This is a genomic window from Corallococcus exercitus, from assembly GCF_003611585.1.
GTDB lineage: Bacteria > Myxococcota > Myxococcia > Myxococcales > Myxococcaceae > Corallococcus > Corallococcus exercitus.
In genome coordinates this window covers 1-18,311 of sequence record NZ_RAVW01000178.1, presented here as the reverse complement: position 1 = coordinate 18,311, position 18,311 = coordinate 1, and the positions used below count along the sequence as shown (strand labels likewise).

15 protein-coding genes are annotated in these 18,311 nt (G+C 72.6%); 8 read left to right on the top strand and 7 right to left on the bottom strand.

The annotated features are described in order from the left end of the window. The 4 genes from D7W79_RS21795 to D7W79_RS21780 all read left to right on the top strand — a co-directional run. Positions 1-2,581: penicillin-binding protein 1A (locus D7W79_RS21795; RefSeq protein WP_244221896.1), on the top strand; the 2,581-nt coding region annotated here is incomplete at its 5' end. Continuing rightward, positions 2,578-3,930 carry an FG-GAP repeat domain-containing protein gene (locus tag D7W79_RS21790; protein WP_120527311.1) on the top strand — a complete coding sequence of 451 codons (1,353 nt, stop codon included), beginning with the start codon at positions 2,578-2,580 and terminating at the stop codon, positions 3,928-3,930. The genes D7W79_RS21795 and D7W79_RS21790, both read left to right, overlap by 4 nt. A 170-nt stretch (positions 3,931-4,100) precedes the next feature. After that, positions 4,101-5,468 (top strand): ABC transporter substrate-binding protein, encoded by a 1,368-nt coding sequence (locus D7W79_RS21785; RefSeq protein ID WP_120527312.1) that lies wholly within the window; start codon positions 4,101-4,103, stop codon positions 5,466-5,468. Positions 5,469-5,673: 205 nt separating this feature from the next. Further along, entirely contained in the window at positions 5,674-7,323 is a 1,650-nt protein-coding gene (locus D7W79_RS21780; RefSeq protein ID WP_120527310.1) for an ATP-binding protein, read from the top strand. A gap of 80 nt (positions 7,324-7,403) precedes the next feature. Here the strand turns inward: D7W79_RS21780 and D7W79_RS21775 are convergent, their stop codons facing one another. Together D7W79_RS21775 and hpf are read right to left on the bottom strand one after the other, a co-directional pair. Further along, positions 7,404-9,506 (bottom strand): MXAN_5187 family protein, encoded by a 2,103-nt coding sequence (locus D7W79_RS21775; protein ID WP_120527309.1) that lies wholly within the window; start codon positions 9,504-9,506, stop codon positions 7,404-7,406. A gap of 156 nt (positions 9,507-9,662) precedes the next feature. Continuing rightward, the gene (hpf, locus tag D7W79_RS21770; RefSeq protein ID WP_120527308.1) at positions 9,663-10,025 is read right to left on the bottom strand and encodes a ribosome hibernation-promoting factor, HPF/YfiA family; all 363 of its coding nucleotides are present in this window, start codon (positions 10,023-10,025) and stop codon (positions 9,663-9,665) included. Between the two features lie 159 nt (positions 10,026-10,184). On the opposite strand from hpf, the gene D7W79_RS21765 reads away from it, so the two are divergent. After that, positions 10,185-10,547 (top strand): response regulator, encoded by a 363-nt coding sequence (locus D7W79_RS21765; RefSeq protein WP_120527307.1) that lies wholly within the window; start codon positions 10,185-10,187, stop codon positions 10,545-10,547. Between the two features lie 77 nt (positions 10,548-10,624). Then, entirely contained in the window at positions 10,625-11,086 is a 462-nt protein-coding gene (locus D7W79_RS21760; RefSeq protein ID WP_120527306.1) for a putative signal transducing protein, read from the top strand. A 13-nt stretch (positions 11,087-11,099) separates the two neighbouring features. Here D7W79_RS21760 and D7W79_RS21755 read toward each other — a convergent pair whose 3' ends face one another. Beyond that, complete coding sequence (locus D7W79_RS21755) at positions 11,100-12,089, bottom strand: N-acetylmuramoyl-L-alanine amidase-like domain-containing protein (protein ID WP_120527305.1); 990 nt, start codon at positions 12,087-12,089, stop codon at positions 11,100-11,102. After that, complete coding sequence (locus D7W79_RS21750) at positions 12,086-13,069, bottom strand: HEAT repeat domain-containing protein (RefSeq protein ID WP_244221895.1); 984 nt, start codon at positions 13,067-13,069, stop codon at positions 12,086-12,088. The genes D7W79_RS21755 and D7W79_RS21750 overlap by 4 nt, the downstream gene beginning before the upstream one ends. A 157-nt stretch (positions 13,070-13,226) precedes the next feature. Here D7W79_RS21750 and D7W79_RS21745 point away from each other — a divergent pair, with 157 nt between their 5' ends. Both D7W79_RS21745 and D7W79_RS21740 read left to right on the top strand, forming a co-directional pair. Beyond that, positions 13,227-13,544 carry a DUF4398 domain-containing protein gene (locus D7W79_RS21745; RefSeq protein WP_043321207.1) on the top strand — a complete coding sequence of 106 codons (318 nt, stop codon included), beginning with the start codon at positions 13,227-13,229 and terminating at the stop codon, positions 13,542-13,544. A gap of 17 nt (positions 13,545-13,561) precedes the next feature. Beyond that, complete coding sequence (locus tag D7W79_RS21740) at positions 13,562-14,986, top strand: OmpA family protein (RefSeq protein WP_120527303.1); 1,425 nt, start codon at positions 13,562-13,564, stop codon at positions 14,984-14,986. A 105-nt stretch (positions 14,987-15,091) separates the two neighbouring features. Here the strand turns inward: D7W79_RS21740 and truD are convergent, their stop codons facing one another. From truD to D7W79_RS46465, 3 genes are all read right to left on the bottom strand, one after another. Beyond that, a complete protein-coding gene (gene truD, locus D7W79_RS21735; RefSeq protein ID WP_120527302.1) occupies positions 15,092-16,114 on the bottom strand; it encodes a tRNA pseudouridine(13) synthase TruD in 1,023 nt (340 codons plus the stop codon). Then, a complete protein-coding gene (locus tag D7W79_RS21730) occupies positions 16,111-17,433 on the bottom strand; it encodes a DUF4388 domain-containing protein (protein WP_208729798.1) in 1,323 nt (440 codons plus the stop codon). The genes truD and D7W79_RS21730 overlap by 4 nt, the downstream gene beginning before the upstream one ends. A gap of 7 nt (positions 17,434-17,440) precedes the next feature. Next, positions 17,441-18,311, bottom strand: an 871-nt coding sequence (locus tag D7W79_RS46465) for a thioredoxin domain-containing protein (protein ID WP_208729797.1), incomplete at its 5' end; no start/stop codon positions are given.

Sequence of the window (18,311 nt, the reverse complement as noted above, 5' to 3'; positions counted from 1 at the left end):
CCCGACCGGAGCCCCGCCGCCCAGGAAGGGCGGCTTCGGCGCCGCGCTCTGGCGCTGGACGAAGCGGCTCCTGGTGCTGGGCGTCGTGGGCCTGCTGCTCCTCATCGGCGTGGGCGTGGGCACCTACGTCTACTTCAGCCGCGACCTGCCTTCCGTGGAGTCGCTGCGCAACTACCAGCCGCCGCAGGTGACGAAGGTGACGTGCGCGGACGGCTCGCTCTGCGCGGAGTTCGCGCTGGAGCGCCGCACGCTCATCCGCATCGAGGACCTGCCCCCGCACGTGCGCAACGCGTTCCTCGCCGCCGAGGACGCGGACTTCTACAAGCACGAGGGCCTGGACCCCTTCGGCATCCTGCGCGCGGGCGTGAAGAACCTCATCCCCGGCAGCCGCAAGTCCGGCGCGTCCACGCTCACGCAGCAGGTGGTGAAGAACATGCTGCTCACGCCGGAGCGCAGCCTGGGCCGGAAGATCCGCGAGTGGATCCTCACGCCGCGCCTGGAGCAGGCGCTCACCAAGGATCAGATCCTCAGCCTCTACATCAACGGCGTGTACTTCGGGCAGCGCCGCTACGGGCTGGAGGAGGCCGCCCTCTTCTACTTCGGCAAGCACGCGAAGGACCTGTCCGTGGGCGAGGCCGCCGTGCTCGCGGGCACCGTGCAGTCTCCCCACCGCATCAACCCGGTGGCGAACATCACCCGCGCCAAGGCGCGCCAGCGCTACGTGCTGGAGCAGATGGCCGGACAGGGCTTCGTGCCGCGTGCGGTGGTGGACGCGGAGAAGGAGAAGCCCATCGTGCTCGCGCCTCGCAAGGCGCCCAGCGCGGGCGCCTACTACGCGGAGGAGATCCGCCGCACGCTCATCGAACGCTACGGGGAGAAGATGGTCATGGAGGGCGGCCTGCGCGTGGACATCGCGCTGGTGCCCAAGCTCCAGGCCACCGCCGAGCAGGCCGTGCGCGACGGGCTGGAGGCCCTGGACCGGCGCCAGGGCTACCGGGGCGCGCAGGGCAAGCTGGAGGAAGCGCAGTGGAAGCGCTACCGCGAGCTCATCGTCCAGCGCATCGAGGAGGCCGGCCGCCGGCAGAAGGACCAGGGCTATGTCGCGGACCTGGCGCCGCTCGCCCAGCCCCTCACGGCCCCGGCGCCCAAGGCGCCCACCGCGCCGGAGGCGGAAGGCGCCGAGGAGCCGCGCCCCGCCGCGCTGGCCGCGGACACGGACTCGGAGGAGGAGGAGGTCCAGTCGCCGGAGCGCGCGCGCGTGGGCCAGGTCATCCTCAAGCCGATGGAGGAGGGCCTGCGCCTCACCGGCTATGTGACGGAGGTGGACGCAAAGCGCAACGTGGCGCGCGTGGACCTGGTGGGCCGGACCGCGGAGGTGTCGTTCGACTCCGTCACCTGGGCGCGGCAGAAGAAGAAGAGCGCGCCCAAGAGCATCTCGGACGTGTTCACGCCCGGGGAGCTGGTGTTCGTGCGCGTGCTCAAGGCCCCTCCGGCGCCGGCCTTCGTGGAGGCCACGTTGGATCAGGTGCCCCTGGCGCAGGGCGGGCTCGTGGTCATCAACCCGGCCAACCGCAACGTGGTGGCCATGGTGGGCGGCTACGACGCGGAGCGCTCGTCGTTCAACCGCGCCACGCAGGCGAAGCGCCAGCCGGGGTCGTCCTTCAAGCCCTTCATCTACGGCGCCGCGCTGGCCAGCGGCCGCTTCACGCCGCTCTCCATGGTGAACGACGCGCCGGAGTCCATCCGCGACCCGTACACGGGCAAGGAGTGGCGGCCGAAGAACTTCGACGGGCGCTTCGAGGGGCCCATGACGCTGCGCACGGCGCTGAGCAAGTCGAAGAACACCGTGTCCGTGCGCCTCATCGAGGCCATCACCCCCGCGACCGCCATCGACTTCGCGCGCCGGGCGGGCATCCGCTCCGCGATGCCGGAGAACCTCACGCTGGCGCTGGGCACCGGCGAGGTGACGATGCTGGAGGCCGTCAACGCGTACGCCACGCTCCAGGCCAACGGCCGCTACGCGGAGCCGCTGACGCTCCTGCGCGTGCAGGACGCGAAGGGCACGGTGCTGGAGGAGCACCAGCCGGCCTTCGAGGAGACGCTGCCCCCGGCGGTGGCGTACCTCACGACGTCGCTCATGCGCAGCGTGGTGGAGGACGGCTCCGCGCGCGCGGTGCGGGAGCTGAACCGGCCCGCCGCGGGCAAGACGGGCACCACCAACGAGTCCAAGGACACGTGGTTCAACGGCTTCACGATGGACTGGGTGGCCAGCGCGTGGGTGGGCTTCGATGACAACACGCCGCTGGGCAGCAGCGAGACGGGTGGCCGGGCCGCGCTGCCCATCTGGCTCAACTTCATGCGGGTGGCGGAGGAGGGCCTCCCCGCGCGCGACTTCGAGGTGCCTCCGGGCGTCACCCAGGTGCGCATCGACCCGGCGACGGGGCTGCTCGCGGGCAACTCGGTTCCGGGCCGGATGGAGCCCTACCTGGAGGGCACGCAGCCCACCGCCGAGGCCCCTCCGCCCGGACAGGTGACGCCGGACAACTACTTCCTGGAGGAAGGTGGCAAAAGGGGCCTGTGAGTCGCTCGCTCCTGCCGCTGGTCCTCGCGCTCGCGTTCGCCCTGCCCGCCCATGCGGAGTCGGACGAAGGCGCGCCTCCCGCCTCCGCCCGGCTGGCCCTGGCCGTGGCGGATGCCATTCGCGGTGCGCCCGCCGAAGCGCCCGTGGCCCTCTGCCTGTCCGGAGGCTCCGCCGAGCTGCGCCGGGCGTTCGGGACGCTGCTGGCCGCGCGGCTTTCGGCCATGAACCTGGGGCCGGTGGTGCTGGACGTCCCGCCCGAGCGCGCCGAGGCCGCCGCCCGCGAACAGGGGGCCCGCTCGCTGGCGCGGCTCACGCTGGACGTGGAGGGCGGCGAGCTGGTGGCGCGAGGCGACGTGCTGGGCACGTGGGTGAACTTCTGGTCCGGCCGCACGCCCACGCGTCCGCCGAAGCCCGCCGCCGCCGTGGCGGAAGGGGTGGAGGCGGACGCCGCGGTGCTGGCGCTGGCCGCGGTGGGGACGCCGTCGTCGGGAACGCCGGGCCCGGGTCCGCAGCAGCGGCGGCCGCTGCGCCTGCTGGGCGCGGTGTTCGCGAGGCTGGAGACGCCGCTGGGTGCGCTGGCGGCGGGCGACCTGGACGGTGACGGTCGCGACGAGGTGGCCGCGCTCACCGAGCACGAGGTGGTGGTGTTCGGCGCGGACGGACGGGTGCTCGCGCGGCGGGAGCTGGAAGGCGCGCCGGCGGTGGCGACGACGCGCGAGGCCTTCGGAGCGCTGGCGGTGCTGACGGGCCCGCCGAGGCTGGCGGCCTGGAGCACGCGGTACGCGCGCGGCGAGGTGCTGGTGCTGGACAAGGCGAAGGGGACGCTGCGCCCGTCGGGGACGCTGGACGCCGCGCCGCTGGGGACCGCGGAGCGGGGAGCGTTCGTGCCGGGGCAGACGGTGTTCGCGCCGGAGGTGCGGCTGGCGGACGGGCGGACCCTCACGGTGCCCGCGCCCTTCGGCACGGCGAGCTTCGCGTCCCCGCGCATGCTGTTCGTGCACGCGGACGGCACGGCGTCGCTCTACACGCGACCCGCATCCGCGCCGGCGAAGGTGTCCGGACTGGGAGCAGGCAGCGCGCTGGGAGACCTGGATGGTGACGGTGTCCCGGAGCTGCTCACCACGTCGCCGCAGCTCCAGCCGACACCGGATGCGCTGCGGGTGTTCTCGCTGACCTCCGACGCGCCGTTGGCGCACGAGCCCCTGTGGCAGGGAGCGCTCCCGCCGGGCCGGGCGCTGTACGTGGTGACGGCGGACCTGGATGGCGACAAGCGCCGCGAGGTCCTCGTGGGCTCATGGAAGCCGGACGGCACGAGCGAGCTGTTCCTCCTGCGCCAGGGTGCACCGTGATGAAGGGCGACACGCGCCGCGCAGGTCCTCGTGGGCTCATGGAGGCCGGACGGCACGAGCGAGCTGTCCCTCCTGCGCCAGGGTGCACCGTGATGAAGGGCGACACGCGCCGCGCAGGTCCGCGGCCCGGTAGCACGGGCACGCTGTTCCGCTTGCGCCAGGGGGACTCCGTGATGATCCGTTCCGCCCTCGCGGGCCTCGTTCTTCTCTCCTCCGCGCCGGCACTGGCGGCCAGCCGTCCCCGCTACGGCGGCGAGCTGCGGGTGGCCCACGCGGGCCCACCGGAAATCGGTGAGCCCGCCCTCGCCGACACGCCGATGGAGGCCGCGCTGCTGGGCCTGCTGACGCGGCCCGTATGTCGCGTGGACGCCAACGGTCAGGTGCATGCGACGCTGGCGCGTGAGCTGACCCGGCCCGTGCCGCAGGCCCTGCGCGTGGCGATGCCCTCCGCCGCCAGCGCCACCGCCCTGGCCCGCGCGTGGACGCGGCTGTCGTCCACGGAGTCGCCGTCACCGTACCGCGCGCTGCTGTATCCGCTGCGCGGTGAGGGTCGGCAGGTGACGGCCACGGGAGCCACGCTGGACCTGGCGCTGGCCTTCCCCTGGCCCGACCTGGAGCGCTCGCTGTGTCACCCTGCCCTCGCGACGCCGCCATCGCCCGCGTCGGGCCCGTTCAGCGCGGCCGGCCGGGGCGTGCTGGAGGCACAGTCCGCGTGGCCCGAAGGTCGGCCGTACCTGGACCGGCTGGCACTGACCGCGACGGACGAGCGCGGCCTCACACGGCTGTGGGCCGCGCGGCAGGTGCAGGTGGAGCTGGGCACGCCCCCGGACAACGACACGCTCACGGGCGCCGCGCTGTACGCGACCTACCTGGCGTTTTCGCCCCGGAAGGTGCCCGCGGACTTCCGCCAGGCCGTGGAGAGCGCCATCGACCGCGAGGACCTCACGCGGCTGTTCGTGAAGGGGCCCGCCGTGCCCATGGCGAACCTGCTGCCGCCCGCGTTGATGCCCCAGGCCCCCAAGGCCCGGCCCGGAACGCCCCCGGCGGGTGCGACGCGAAAGGTGACGCTCGCCTATGACGCCGCGCTGGCGGATCAGCGCGCCGTGGCCGAGCGCATCCAGGTGAAGCTGCACGACCAGGGCTACACCGTCGCGCTGGAGCCCCAGTCGCGCGCCGCGCTGCGGAGCCGTCAGGCCAAGGGCGACTTCGAGCTGATGCTCAACGCGTTCCTCCTGCCGCCCATCCCCGGCCCCGCGCTGGCGGTGGTGCTGGAAGCAGGAGGACGCAGGGACCTGCTCGGCGTGGAGCTGCCTCCCATCGGAGCGCTCACGGACGCCGGAGCCCGCGATGCACGCAGCCGCGAACGGGCCCTGGCGCTCGCCCCTTCCGTGCCGCTCATCCCGTTGTACGCGCAGGGCCTCGCCCTGCGCGCGGCGCCGGAGGTGACGGGGCTGATGCTGGATGCCCAGGGCCTGCCGGTGCTCGAAGGCGCCTGGCTCGCGCCCGTCGAGGCCACGGGCGGCGGAGGAAGACCATGAGCTCCGCCCTCGTGACTCCGCACATCGCGGCCTGGATGCCGACCGCACCCGCGCGGCCGATGCGTAGAGGGAGGCGGCCAGCCGTGAGCCCGACAGGCATGACGGCGGAGGCGACGGCATTGCATCGCGCCTCCCTCGCGCGCAATTCGGCCATGAGCCCGACCCATGCGGCGGAGGCGACGGCCCCCAGGAAGGACCGGCCCGCATGCGGCTGAGGACCCGGCTCGCGCTCGCCTTCGCGCTGCTCGCGCTGGTGCCGCTGGCGATCGTCGTTCCCCTGACGCTGACGCGCCTGCGCGACACGCTGTCGCGCGAGCTGGACGCGCGCATGACGGCCGCGACCACCTCCGCGCAGGAGTCCCTGGAGCGCTCCGCCGCCAACGCGCGCCGCGCCGTCGAGGAGCTGGTGGAGAGCCCCGCCATGGAGGACCTCGTGCGCGAAGCGCGCTCCGCCCCCCTGCGCGCCATCCAGGCCAACACCGCCGAAGGCCTGATGAAGAGCCGGGGCCTCACCGTGCTCACCCTCTTCGACCGCAACGGCACCGTGCTGTCCTCCGGCCACCTGCCCGCCCGGCGCGGAGACCCGGACCCCGTCCTCTTCGCCGTGACGAAGGAGAAGTCCCCCAAGCCCGTCCCCGTGCGCGTGGACGTGCGCGGCGACGCGGGCCTCCGCCAGGTCCCCGCGCTCGTCACCGCGCGCCCCGTGGACTACGGCGACGTGCGCCTGTGGGCCGTGGGCGGCGTGGTGCTGGATGACGGCCTTGCCCAGCACCTGGCCCGCCTCACGCAATCCGACGTGACGCTGCTGTCCGGTGACGCCCAGGTCGCGCACGCGGGCAGCGCCGCCCCGCCCACCGTGGAGCAGGTGCTGCCCCTGGGCAACGCGGTCTCCGTGCGCCTCACCTTCAGCCGCGCCGCCGCGCGCGAAGCCGAAGAGGGCGTCATGCGCGCGTTCCTCCTCCTCGCCGGCCTGGGCCTGGGCTTCGCCGCGCTCCTGGGCATGCTGGTGTCGCGCTGGATGACGCGGCCCGTGGAGGCCCTCACCTCCGGCGCGCGCCGCGTGGCGGAAGGCGCGCTGGACGTCCAGGTGACGGCCCGGGCCACCGGCGAGGTGGGCGAGCTGGTCCGGACGTTCAACCACATGACGTCCGAGCTGAAGAACACCACCGAACGCCTGATGGCCACCGAGCGCATCGCCGCGTGGCAGGAGGTCGCCCGGCGGCTGGCGCACGAAATCAAGAACCCCCTCACCCCCATCCGCATGTCGCTGGAGACGCTGATGGCCGCCCACGAGGCGCGCCACCCCAGCTTCCCCACCCTCTTCAAGGAGAGCGCGGGCGTGGTGCTGGAGGAGGTGGAGCGCCTCAGGCGCATCGTGGACGAGTTCAGCCGCTTCGCGCGCCTGCCCAAGCCCCAGCTCGCCCCGGTGGACCTGAGCGAGCTGACCCAGAGTGTCCTGTCGCTGTACGCCGCGCCGCCCGAAGGCATCCAGCTGCAGCCCGCGCTCCAGACGGGCGTGGTGGCCCGCGCGGACCGCGACCAGCTCACGCAGGTGCTCGTCAACCTGGTGAAGAACGCCGAGGAGGCGATGACGGGCAAGGGCGGCGCGCTGCGCGTGCGCGTGAAGGGCACCGACGCGGACGCCATCGTCGAGGTGGAGGACGAAGGCCCCGGCATCCCCCTAGAGCATCGCGCCCGCATCTTCGAGCCCTACTTCACCACCAAGGACGGCGGCACCGGCCTGGGGCTCGCCATCGCCGCGCGCATCCTCCAGGAGCACGGCGGCCGCCTGGAGGTCGGCGGAGAGCCGGGCCAGGGCGCCCGCTTCAGCGTCGTGCTCCCCCGCGCGAGCTGACAGGCCCCACGTGAAGAAGGCCCGGCACCTCACGAGGAGGTCCCGGGCCTTCGGACACCGCACGGTGGCGGGAGGGGACGTCAGTCCTTGACGGGCGTCGCCTTGAGGGCGGCCTTGCCCTCCTTCACGTAGACCTGGAAGCGCACCGTCTTGCACGCGTACTTCGTGACGAGCTGCTCCTTGTTCTTGCGCAGCTTCTGCACGAACTTGTCGTACGTCAGGCCATCCGCCTGCTCGCCGCAGCGCTCGCGCGTGGTGACGAACTCGCGGAAGACGTCCTGGAAGTGCTGCTCCTCCGACAGGGCCACCGCCGCCGCGCTGTTGACGCCCGGCATGGGCAGCGGCACCGCCTGCGGCGCGTTGGAGCGCGGGGGCGGCATCGGGATGGCCTCCGACGTGGGCCGGGTGCTGGCCTGGAGCAGCTCGCGCGGAATCGCCGCCACGCGCGTCGTCTCCGGGGACTCCGGATCAGACGTCTGCGCCGCCGCCAGCGCGAACGGATTGGCCGCCTGCTGGAGCGAGTACGCCGCCGTGGGCTGATCCTCGAAGGCGAACGCGCCGTGACGCGGCGCCGCCGGAGCGATGGGCTCCGGGGCCGGGTGCTCGAAGGGCATCGCTCCGCCCTGCGCGTACGCCGGAGGCGGCGTGAACGGCTCCGCGGCCGGCGGCGGGTAGGCCGCGGGCGGCGAGGGGAACGGGAACGACTCCACCCCGGCGAACGGATCCGCCATCGGCGCGGCGGCCGGAGGCGGCATCGCGAACGGATCCGCCATCGGCGCGGCGGCCGGAGGCCCACCGAACGGATTCGGCGCGGCGGCCTGCGGAGGCGGCATCGCGAACGGATCCGCGGCCGGAGCCGGCGACCCCGGGAACGGGAACGCATCCGGGCCGGAGAACGGATCCGCGGCCGGCGGCGCGGCCGAGGCGAACGGATTGGACAGGGGCTCCGCGTGCGCGCTGGAACCGAACGGATTGGACGCGGGCTCCGCGTGCGCGCTGGAACCGAACGGATCCGTCGCCTGCGCGGCCACGGGCGCCACGGCGGCCGGAGCCGGCGGCGAGGTGCTCACCGGCTGCGCGGCCGGAGCCGACTGCTGCGCGGCGAGCGCCGCGGACCAGCCCAGCGTGTCCGAGTTGCCCGACACGGCCTCGTCGTCGGAGGCCTTCTTGCCCCCGCCCATCAGCGCCGTCCAGAGGAGGGTCAGCACGAACAGGCCCGCGAGCGCGAGCAGCGCGGTGCTCTGGTACGCGGCCAGCGGGGCCAGCGTCGCCGCCGTGCCCGCGAGGACCACGACTTCATACGGCGTGCCCGTCAGCGCCTGGCGGGAGCCCACGAACAGCGGCGCCTGGCCGCCCATCGCGTCGCCGTTGGTGAAGGCGGGCAGCTGCACCGGGCCCAGCGCCTGGAGCGAACCCGACTCCAGCACCGTGTCCTTCGCACCGGCGCTCAGGCGGGGCAGCGCGCCATCCAGCCGCGCCTTCTCCGCGCCCACGCCCCCCACCACCTTGTCGCCCTGCACGAGCCCCACCGCGGCCGCGCCGGACGCATCCAGCGCGCCCTGCAGCGCGGCGTCGGCGGCGAGCGGCGCGCCCACCACCAGCGTCAGCGCCGGAGCAGGAGTCCCCTCACCGCTCCACGCGAGCGGCACGGACGCGAACACGTGCGGCGCCCCGAAGGCGTCCACCACGGATGTGCCCGCCTTGGCGAGCGCCGCGACGTCCAGCGCCGCGGTGTCGGAGGAGGGCTCGGCGCCCGCGCGCGCATGGAAGCTCGCGTCGCCGGCCACCACCGCCACCACCGCGCCCTGGAGCTCCTTGGGCAGACCGGCTTCCGCGGCGGTGCGCAGCGCGCCGAAGCGCTCGGCGGTGAGCGGCAGCAGCGCGGCCGGCTCCTCCGCGTCCCGGCTGGTGCCGCGGTCGCGCGGGGACTTCGCCGCGGGCGTGGGATTCAGCGCGTGCACGGCGGCGGCCACCTGGGGGCTGCCGGCCAGCTTCAGCGCGAGGGACTGGACTTCGGCGCGGCGTGCATCCACGCGACGCGCGACCTCGCCGGTGCCCGAAGCGGCCTGGAGCGCCGCACCATCCACCGCGCGCGCACGCTGGGGCGCCGACAGCATCGGGAGGTGAGCGAGGCCCAGTCCGAGGACCAGGAGTGCGAAAAGCAGGAACTTGAGGCGGACCATCGCCGTCCTTTAGCCCAAGGGTGAGGGGTCCGCTTATAGCGTCCACCTCTTGACCCCAGCAAGGAACTGGCCCGAAGGAACCCGGGGGCCGGATGCCTGGCTGGCATCCGGAATTCCCGGGCCCTTCGCTCTTTCCCACCGTGCTACAGCTGGACGCTAGTAGTTCGACGCGTCCGCGTTCAAATCGAACGGCATGCCGGCGTTGCCCGTGCCCTGGCGACGGCGCTCCACCGCGCGCTTGATGGCCTTCTCCAGCCGGTCACGCGTTGCGTCGATGGCCTGGAAAAGCGTCTCCGAAGTCTCCGTCACGTGCACCGCTTCCATGCCAGGCATGCGCACCGTCACCCGGCACTCCTTGTCCACGCCTCCCTTGGGCCCGTTGATGTCCACGAGCGCGATGTCGATTTCCGACGCCTCGTCCTCGGCGAACCGTTCGATGTGGGCCACCAGATGGGTGTCCACGTACTGCTTCAGGTTGTCGTTCAGCCCCAGATGCACTCCACGCAACAGCACCTTCATGGAATCACCTCCGGGCACAAACATGGGCAGTCCCCCGCCCGCCCGTGAGGGGGGGCCGCAAGCCTTCCTGCCTGCCCTCCCCCGAAGCAGCCAGCCGGACGTCACCGCGCCCGGGACGCGTTGGACGAATCCTCCGTGGCACCGGGTTGCTCTAGTCGCATGGATGGCGAGCGAATCAAGGTCCTGCTGGTGGAGGACGACGGGGACAGCCGGGAACTCCTCGCGGAGCTCCTGGAGGACGACTTCGAGGTCACCACCGCGTCCGACGGCGTGGCGGGACTGAAGGCGTTCGAGGCCACGCACCCCGACGTCGTGGTGACGGACGAATCCCTGCCCGGAATGAACGGCACGGAGCTGGCGCAGCAGGTGAAGGAGCGTGAACCCAATGCCCGTGTCGTCCTCGTGTCCGGCTACGCCCAGGTGGAGAACGCGGAGTACTGCGACGCGGTGTTGCGCAAGCCCATCGATGTGGAGCGCCTGAGCCGCATGGTGGGCGAGCTGGGAGACGCGGCGCGGCACTGAGGGAAATTCGCGCGGGGGGCCGCCTGCCATCCGCGCGAGCCGTTCCTAACTTTCCAGCCATCGCCCAGGAGGGCTTCATGAGGTACTGCGCACGGTGTGGCTCGGAGTATCAGGACAGTGTCGTGGACTGCACGGATTGCCCCAACCACCCACCGCTCGTGTCGGCGGAGGAGATGCGCGAGCGTGGGCTGCCCCTGCCCCATGAGCTGGATCAACGCCGCTTCGTGAGGGCGGGCATCGCGGACGACCCCGTGACGGCCCAGGTCTTCGTGGACGTGCTGGAGGAGAACCGCATCCCGCTCATCGTGCGCCCCGGCCGCTCGGGTGTGGTGGACGAGCTGACCACGGGCAACCTGCTGCCCTGGTGGGAGCTGCTGGTGCCGGACACCTCCCAGGCACGCGCCGCCGTGCTGCTGGAGGAAGTGAAGATCCAGGCGCTCGCCTCCGCGGACGAGGCCGGCCGCGCGGCGGAGGAAGAGGAGCTGGAGGACGAGCAGTCGCGCCAGGCCTCGATGGACAGCGCGCCGCCGGCCCTCTAGCGGCCCCTGGCGCTCAAGGCGCGCCCACGGCCGCGCTGCCCGGAGCGGGCGCGGGCTGGGACACGAGCGTGGGGGGCGGACGCCGGGCCTCGAAGAGGCTCACGCCCGTCACCTTCCACTTGTCGTAGCGCGCGTTGCGGGCGAGGAACGTCTCCAGGTCCTCGTCCACCACGCGGTTGTAGCCCCCCTTGGACGCGTGGCGCAGGTACGTGCGCTTCTTCTTCTGCACCACGAAGCCCAGGTGGGTGATGCGCGTGGCCTTGAGCGGCAGGTCCTCCCGCATCACGACGAGGATGGTGCCGGACGCCACGCCGCGCGCGTGCTCCAGCACCTTCTCCAGCGGAATCATGTCCAGGGTGAAGGTGCCCACGGGCTGACGCTCGCGGGGCAGCTGCAGCGCCATGGACGACTTCGACTGCCAGGTGTGCGCGGTGAGCGTCTTGGTGACGGTGACGGTGTCCTCCTTCGCGTACTTGCGCGTCACGTCCACCAGCAGGCCCTTCTTGATGTTGTTGGGCAGCCACTGCGCTTCCATCAGGTGGTTGCGGTCTTCGTAGCTGGGCGTGCTCGCGTAGCGGATCCGCTCCAGCAGCGCCGGCACCTCCGGCTCGCCGTGCGCCATGCCCAGGGCCAGCGTCTCCTCCACGAAGGTGAGGCAGTCCACCGCGTCCAGGCGGAAGGTAGGGTCGGGGTCCACGCCCTGCCCTTCCCCCAGCGGCGACAGGACGTAGGGCGTGTTGAGGAACTTCTCGCTCATGCCCAGCAGGCGCTCCGACAGCGGGGACTCGGCCCGGTCCGCGATGAGGGCCGCGCGCTGCTCGGGCGTGAGCGCGCTCCAGCCGTTCTCCCGCTGGGGCGGCGCCGCCGGGCCTGGCGCCGGATGCGCGGGCGCGGTGAGCGACGCGGGCACCGCGCGCGCCGGGGGCACGGCCGGCGCGGAGGCGGGAGCCTTCACCGGGGCCTGGGACAGGAGCGCGAGCGCGCACACACCCAGCACGCTCACGGCGTCACCCCCGCCTTGCGCAGGATGGCCTTGCGCCGGTCGTCCGCGAGCTGGAGCGTCTCCAGTTCCTTCTCGTAGACGAGCTTCTCCTCGCCCTTCGCGTTCCACGACGCGAGCACCAGCCAGTCCAGCGACGCGGCATCGCCGCCCTGGTACAGCACGCGCGCGGCGGTGGCGGCCAGGGTGCGGTCCGCGTCCTTCAGCAGGGGCGACAGCACGGGGCTGGCCTTCTTCGCCGGCACGCCCTCGAAGAGCACCAGCCCCTGGCGGCGCACGAACTTGTCGCTGTTGCCCAGCAGCTTCTGCGCGAAGGCGAAGCCCTCCGGGGCGCCCAGCCGGCACAGGCCCCGGGCCGCGGCGAAGCGCGTGCTCTCCGAGTCGCTGTCCAGGTACTTCTGGAGCGCGCCCTTCTGCTTCGCGTCACCGCTGGCGCCCGCGGCCTCCAGCAGCGCCGCGCGGACCTCCAGGTCCTGCTCGTCCTTCGCGGCGGCCATCAGCGGCTTGCCCATCTTCGGGTTCCTGGAGGCGCCCAGGGCGCGCGCGGCCTCGCGGCGCACGCCGCTGCTCTTGTCCTGGAGGAGCGGCAGCACGGCGCCGGTGTTGCGGCTGCCCAGCCGGGCCAGGCCCTGCGCCGCGTACATGCGCACGGTGCTGTCGCCGTCCGACGCCAGCTTCACCAGCGTGGACTCCCCGTTGCGCGCGCCCAGGGACGCCAGGAGCGCCACCAGGTTGCGGCGGGTGCGCTCCTCGTAGGTGGTGCGCAGGAGCGGGCCAATCTCCTCGGCCGCGTAGGCCTCTTCCCGCAGGAAGCGCAGGCGCGACGTGGCGGTGGGGACGGGGGCGCCGTTGGCCACCTGGGCGAGGACGGTGTCCGCCTCCGCGCGGCTCTGGGCCTTCTTGGACGCGGACCCCGGTCCGGCGAAACCGGTCAGGGGCAGCAGCAGCACGACGAGCAGGGCACGGACGGACGGAGGACGCACAGGGGCGGAACGATGGCAAGCACGGCCCCCGCCGTCAAAGTCCACCCCTTCCGCCCGGCTCCCTGCTTCACGCCAACCGCCCGATTCTTGACCCCCCCGGACGCGATTGATACGACCGGCGACCAGTCTCTCCGCTCTGTCGACCGAGGCCCCTGTGATGACGAAGCAGTCGCTCCTGTTGGCGTTCGCGGGCGTGCTGACCGCATGTGGCCCCGTGAAGTCCACGTCCAACATCCTCGACGCCGAGGTGCAGATCCAGGCCGCGCGCACCGCCGGGGCGGAGAAGGAAGCCCCCTACGAGTGGACGGCCGCCAACCTCTACCTGCAGAAGGCGCGGGAGGAGGTCGGCTATTCGGACTACCAGGCCGGCGTGGACTTCGCCGTGAAGGCCTCGCGCTTCGCCAACGAAGCGCGGGAGAAGGCCATGTCCGCGGCCAACAGCGGCGACTCCCAGGGCCGCCCCCAGAACCCGTGACGCCCGAGCGCTCCCCGATGAAGCGTCTGACCCAGTCCGCGCTTTTCACCCTGCTCCTCACCTCCCTCGCCTGCGTCAGCGGCAACAAGATTCGCGCTGACACGGAGGTGCTCACCGCCGACGTGGAGCGCGCCCGCCGGGGCGGCGCCCTGCGTTGCGCCCCCGCGGAGCTGGCCGCCGCGGAGGCCAACCTCGACTTCGCCCGCGGAGAGCTCAGCCAGGGCAACAGCACCCGCGCCGCCCAGCACGTGCGCAACGCCGACACCGCGGTGAAGCGCGCCCTGGAGCTGTCCAAGAACTGCGGCCCGCGCCAGGTGCTGGTGCGCGACCGCCCGGAGACGCCGCAGCAGGCGGAACAGCCGCAGCAGCCCGCCCAGCCCCAGCAGCAGGTGGTGGTGAGCATCGAGGAGACGGACAGCGACGGCGACGGCGTGCTCGACAAGGACGACCCCTGCCCCGAGCAGGCCGAGGACGTGGACGGCTTCCAGGACCAGGACGGCTGCCCGGACAACGACAACGACAACGACGGCGTCCTCGACGCGGCGGACAAGTGCCCGCTCATCCCCGGCGTGGCGGAGAACAACGGCTGCCCGCCGGAGGCTCCCAAGGACCGCGACGGCGACGGAGTGCTCGACAACGCCGACAAGTGCCCGGATCAGCCGGAGGACAAGGACGGCTTCCAGGACGACGACGGCTGCCCGGAGATGGACAACGACCTGGACGGCATCGTGGACGGCACGGACAAGTGCCCCAACGACGCGGGTCCGCTGCAGAACCTGGGCTGCCCCATCGTGGACAAGGACGGGGACGGCATCAACGACGACAAGGACAAGTGCCCGGACGAGCCGGAGGACAAGGACGGCTTCCAGGACGACGACGGCTGCCCGGACCTGGACAACGACAGCGACGGCGTGCCGGACGCGCAGGACAAGTGCCCGGGTGAGTCCGGTCCGCAGGAGAACGGCGGCTGCCCGGATCCGGACCGCGACAGTGACGGCATCGTGGACCGCCTGGACGCGTGTCCTGACGACCCGGGCGTGAAGGAGGAGCGCGGGTGCGCCAAGCAGTACAAGATGGTCATCGTCAAGAAGGACCGGATCGAGATCAAGAAGCAGATCCTCTTCGGCACCGGCTCCGCGAAGATCATCGGCAAGCAGAGCACCACCATCCTGGACGAGGTGGCGCAGGCGCTGAAGGACGCGCCGTGGATCCGCAAGATGCGCATCGAGGGCCACACCGACTCGATGGGCAACGACACGGCGAACCTGAAGCTGTCCCAGAAGCGCGCCGACGCGGTGATGGCGCAGTTGCTCAAGCGCGGCATCGACCCGGGCCGCATGGAGGCCGTGGGCTTCGGTGAGACCAAGCCCGTGGCGCCGAACAACACGAAGGCGGGCCGCGCGCTCAACCGCCGCACGGAGTTCAACGTCATCCGGCAGTGACGTGACGCCCCACCCCGCTTCCGCCACGTCGGAAGCGGGACCCGCGGTCCCTTCGCGCCTCCCGGGCCTCAAGCCCTGGGAGGCGCGGTCGTTTCCGGGGGCTGCTCAGCCGTCCTTGAGCAGCTCGTGCAGCACTTCGGTGGCGTAGGCGCCGCGCGGCAGCTCGAATGTGAGCAGCGCGTCCTCGCCGTCCACCGTGAGGTCCGGAGCGCCCAGCCGCACGCGGTACGGCCGGCGCGTGCCCTCCGTCTCGTCCCCGCCGCGCTGGAAGTCGCTCAGCGTGACGCCCGCGTCCGCGAGCAGCCGCGCCTCGGCCTCCGCCACCTCGCCCTTGGAGGCGGTCATCTTCGGGCCAAACATCGGGCCCGCCGGGCTCACCTCGAACGCGGCGACGCGCGGGCCATCCACGTCCGGCGCCTCGCAGACGAAGAGGCCGCCCGTCTCCTCCTTGCGGAGCACGTCGCCCAGGAGCGCCGTGGCGAAAGTGCCCGCGGTGAGCCGCGCGGCCAGCGCCTGGTTGAAGAGGCGCGACTGGAAGGCGGACAGGTACAGCTTGCGCTGGAAGCGGTCCGGCCGCTTCGGCAGCCGCTGTCCCAGGAGCAGCATCCGGCCCAGGTCCGCGTTGTCGCCGGCCCGTCCGAAGCGCTGCTCCCCGAAGTAGTTGGGCACGCCCTGCGCGGACAGCCGGGAGAAGGACTCCTGCGCCGCGCCCAGGTCCTGCACGCCGCGCAGCCGCAGCCGGAAGCGGTTCCCCCGCAGGTGGCCGGTGCGCAGCTTGTTGCCGTGCCGCTTCACCTCCAGCACGCGGACCCCGTCGAGCGCGAACTCCGGCACGCGGGCCTCCGCGTTCGCGGGCACGGACAGCCACTGCCGCGTCACGGCCTGCCGGTCCTTCATCCCCGCCGAGCCGATGTCGTCCTCGCGCACGCCCAGCGCGGTCGCCAGCGCGCGCACCACCTCGCGCGTGTCCCGGCCGCGCTTCTCCACCCAGAGGTACAGGTGCGTGCCCTCGCCGGACGGCAGGTACGCGGGCAGCTCCTCCACCTCGAAGTCCTCGGGCGTGAGCTTGAACGCGCCACCACACCCGGGCACGCCCGCGGTCAGCCTCGGGAAGCCGGTGTCCGTCACGGCGCCTCGAGCGTGGCCAGGAGTTCCTTCACCCGGCGGGCCAGGTCCTCGTCCGCGCGCGACTCCAAGAGCTCTCCCGCCTGGAACAGCAGGAAGAACATCACGTCGCTCAGCGCCTGACGGAACGAGGCCAGCGGCTCACTGCCCAGGTGGGCGCGGTGCTTGTCGAAGGCCTCCATCAACCGGCCTTCCGGAAGGCTGCCATCCGCCGCGAACGCCAGCCCCTCCAGCACCGGCGACGCCGACAGCGCCTGGTTGGCGAGCGCCGCGTTGGCCGCCGCGATGAACTCGCGGTCCATGCCGGAACGGGCCACCTCGTCGCGGATCTCCCGGAAGATGAAGTTGAAGACGCGCGCCACCGGACGGGCATCCACCGGGGCCACCGTGCGCACCGGAGGACGCACACGCGGCGTGGCCGCCTTCTCCGGCGCCACGGCGGTGGCGGCGGGAGCCCCCACCGGCTTGTCCGTCAGCCCGGCGAAGCCTCCCTCCAGGAGGCGGAAGACGACCTTGGTGACGTCGAACTCGGACAGCCGCGCCGCGTGCCCCAGCTCCAGCACCGTGCGCCGCCCGTCCAGCATCGCCAGCACGCGGTCCTCGTCCTCCTCCAGCTTGCCGTCGGACGGACGCTTGCGCGCCACGTACATGCGGCCGTGGGGGATGCGCTTCCGGAAGTGCGCCATCTCGTCGATCTTCCGGATGCTGTCCATCAGCAGGCTCTGCGTGGACAGCTGGAGCGAGTGGCCCGTCTTCTCGTCCAGCGGCTGGTCGATGAGGAAGAACGCCCCCTCGCGGCACAGCACGATGGCGTGGAAGATCTCACTCACCTGGTGGGTGACGCACTTGAACAGGTCGTGCGCCTGCAGCACGCCCTTCTCCACCAGCGCCCGGCCCAGCTTCGAGTGCGACTGCTCGCGCAGCACCGCCTCCACCTGCGCGCGGTCCGCGTAGCCCAGCCGCACCAGCACCTCGCCCAGCCGGTCCGCGGGCTCCTCGGAAGTGGCGCCGCGCACCTCACCCTCGCGCAGCGTGAGGGAGCGCTCGCCGCCCGGCGTGTGCACGCGGATGACGCCGCTCCAGCGCGACTGGCTGAGGAACGCGATGAGGTCGGACAGCGGGAAGCCGCCCGCGTCCCCCGCCAGCACCACGCGCGGCGTGGGGATGGAGCCCCCTTCCGGCGGCGTGCGGGAGAACACCAGCAGGTCGGGCGCGGTGGGCATCAGCGCGTACGTCCCCGAGCGTCCCGCGAGCGCGGGGATGCCGGACCGGTCCTCGGGGACCAGCTGCGCGGCGCCATCGATGCGGAAGCGTTGGCTCATCGAAGGGTCAGTCAGCGGCCCACGCGTTGTTGTTCGCGCGCCACTCCACCTCGTCCTCCATGCTGTGCTCGAGCTGCCCTTCCTGGAAGCCCAGGTCGTAGGCGCGTCCATTGAAGAACACGGACGGGGTGCTGTTGATGGCGGCCGTACGCCCCTGCGCGTGGAAGCCTTCGATCTCGTCCTTGTACTGGTCCGTCTTCAGCACGGCGGCCAGCTTGTCCCCGTCCAGCCCCACCGACTTCGCCAGCGCGGGCAACGCCTCCGGCTTGAGGTTCTCCTGCTGGCCGAAGAGCGCGTCGTGCATCTGCCAGAACTTGCCCTGGTCGCGCGCCCACAGCACCGCCTGCGCGGCGGGGACGGCATTGGGATGCATGGAGAGCGGGAACGGCAGGTAGCAGAAGCGCACCTCGCTGGGGTGCTTCTTCGCGAAGCCCTCCAGGATGGGCCGCGCCTTGCCGCAGAAGGGGCACTCGAAGTCGGAGAACTCCGCCACCGTCACGGGCGCGTTCGCATCGCCCTGGCACATGCGCGGATCCACCTTGAGCTGCACGCGCGGCTCGCGGAAGGACGCGTAGTACTTCGACAGCGTGACGATGACCTCGCTCGCGGGCCCGCCCTCCGCCACCAGCCGGGCGGACAGCCGCGCCATCCGCTTCGCGTGCTTGCAGGGCGTGTGCTGCTTGAGGCACGCGCCCAGCGAGTGGGGGCAGCCGCAGTAGCAGAACTCGTCGCTGAACACCGTGGCCAGCTCGCGCTTGGCCGCCGGGGGCAGCGCGGAGAAGTCCATGCCCGGGATGCCCGTCAGCGCCTGGGCCGGATCCGACGACGCGGCCTCCGCGGCGGGGGGCTGTCCCTTATACACATCTGACGCTGCCGAC

Bases quoted from the DNA above. Each gene is read 5' to 3' on its own strand.
- D7W79_RS21780 (WP_120527310.1), top strand. From the start codon at position 5,674: ATGCGGCTGAGGACCCGGCTCGCGCTCGCCTTCGCGCTGCTCGCGCTG.
- D7W79_RS21775 (WP_120527309.1), bottom strand. From the start codon at position 9,506: ATGGTCCGCCTCAAGTTCCTGCTTTTCGCACTCCTGGTCCTCGGACTG.
- hpf (WP_120527308.1), bottom strand. From the start codon at position 10,025: ATGAAGGTGCTGTTGCGTGGAGTGCATCTGGGGCTGAACGACAACCTG.
- D7W79_RS21765 (WP_120527307.1), top strand. From the start codon at position 10,185: ATGGATGGCGAGCGAATCAAGGTCCTGCTGGTGGAGGACGACGGGGAC.
- D7W79_RS21760 (WP_120527306.1), top strand. From the start codon at position 10,625: ATGAGGTACTGCGCACGGTGTGGCTCGGAGTATCAGGACAGTGTCGTG.
- D7W79_RS21745 (WP_043321207.1), top strand. From the start codon at position 13,227: ATGACGAAGCAGTCGCTCCTGTTGGCGTTCGCGGGCGTGCTGACCGCA.
- D7W79_RS21740 (WP_120527303.1), top strand. From the start codon at position 13,562: ATGAAGCGTCTGACCCAGTCCGCGCTTTTCACCCTGCTCCTCACCTCC.
- D7W79_RS21730 (WP_208729798.1), bottom strand. From the start codon at position 17,433: ATGAGCCAACGCTTCCGCATCGATGGCGCCGCGCAGCTGGTCCCCGAG.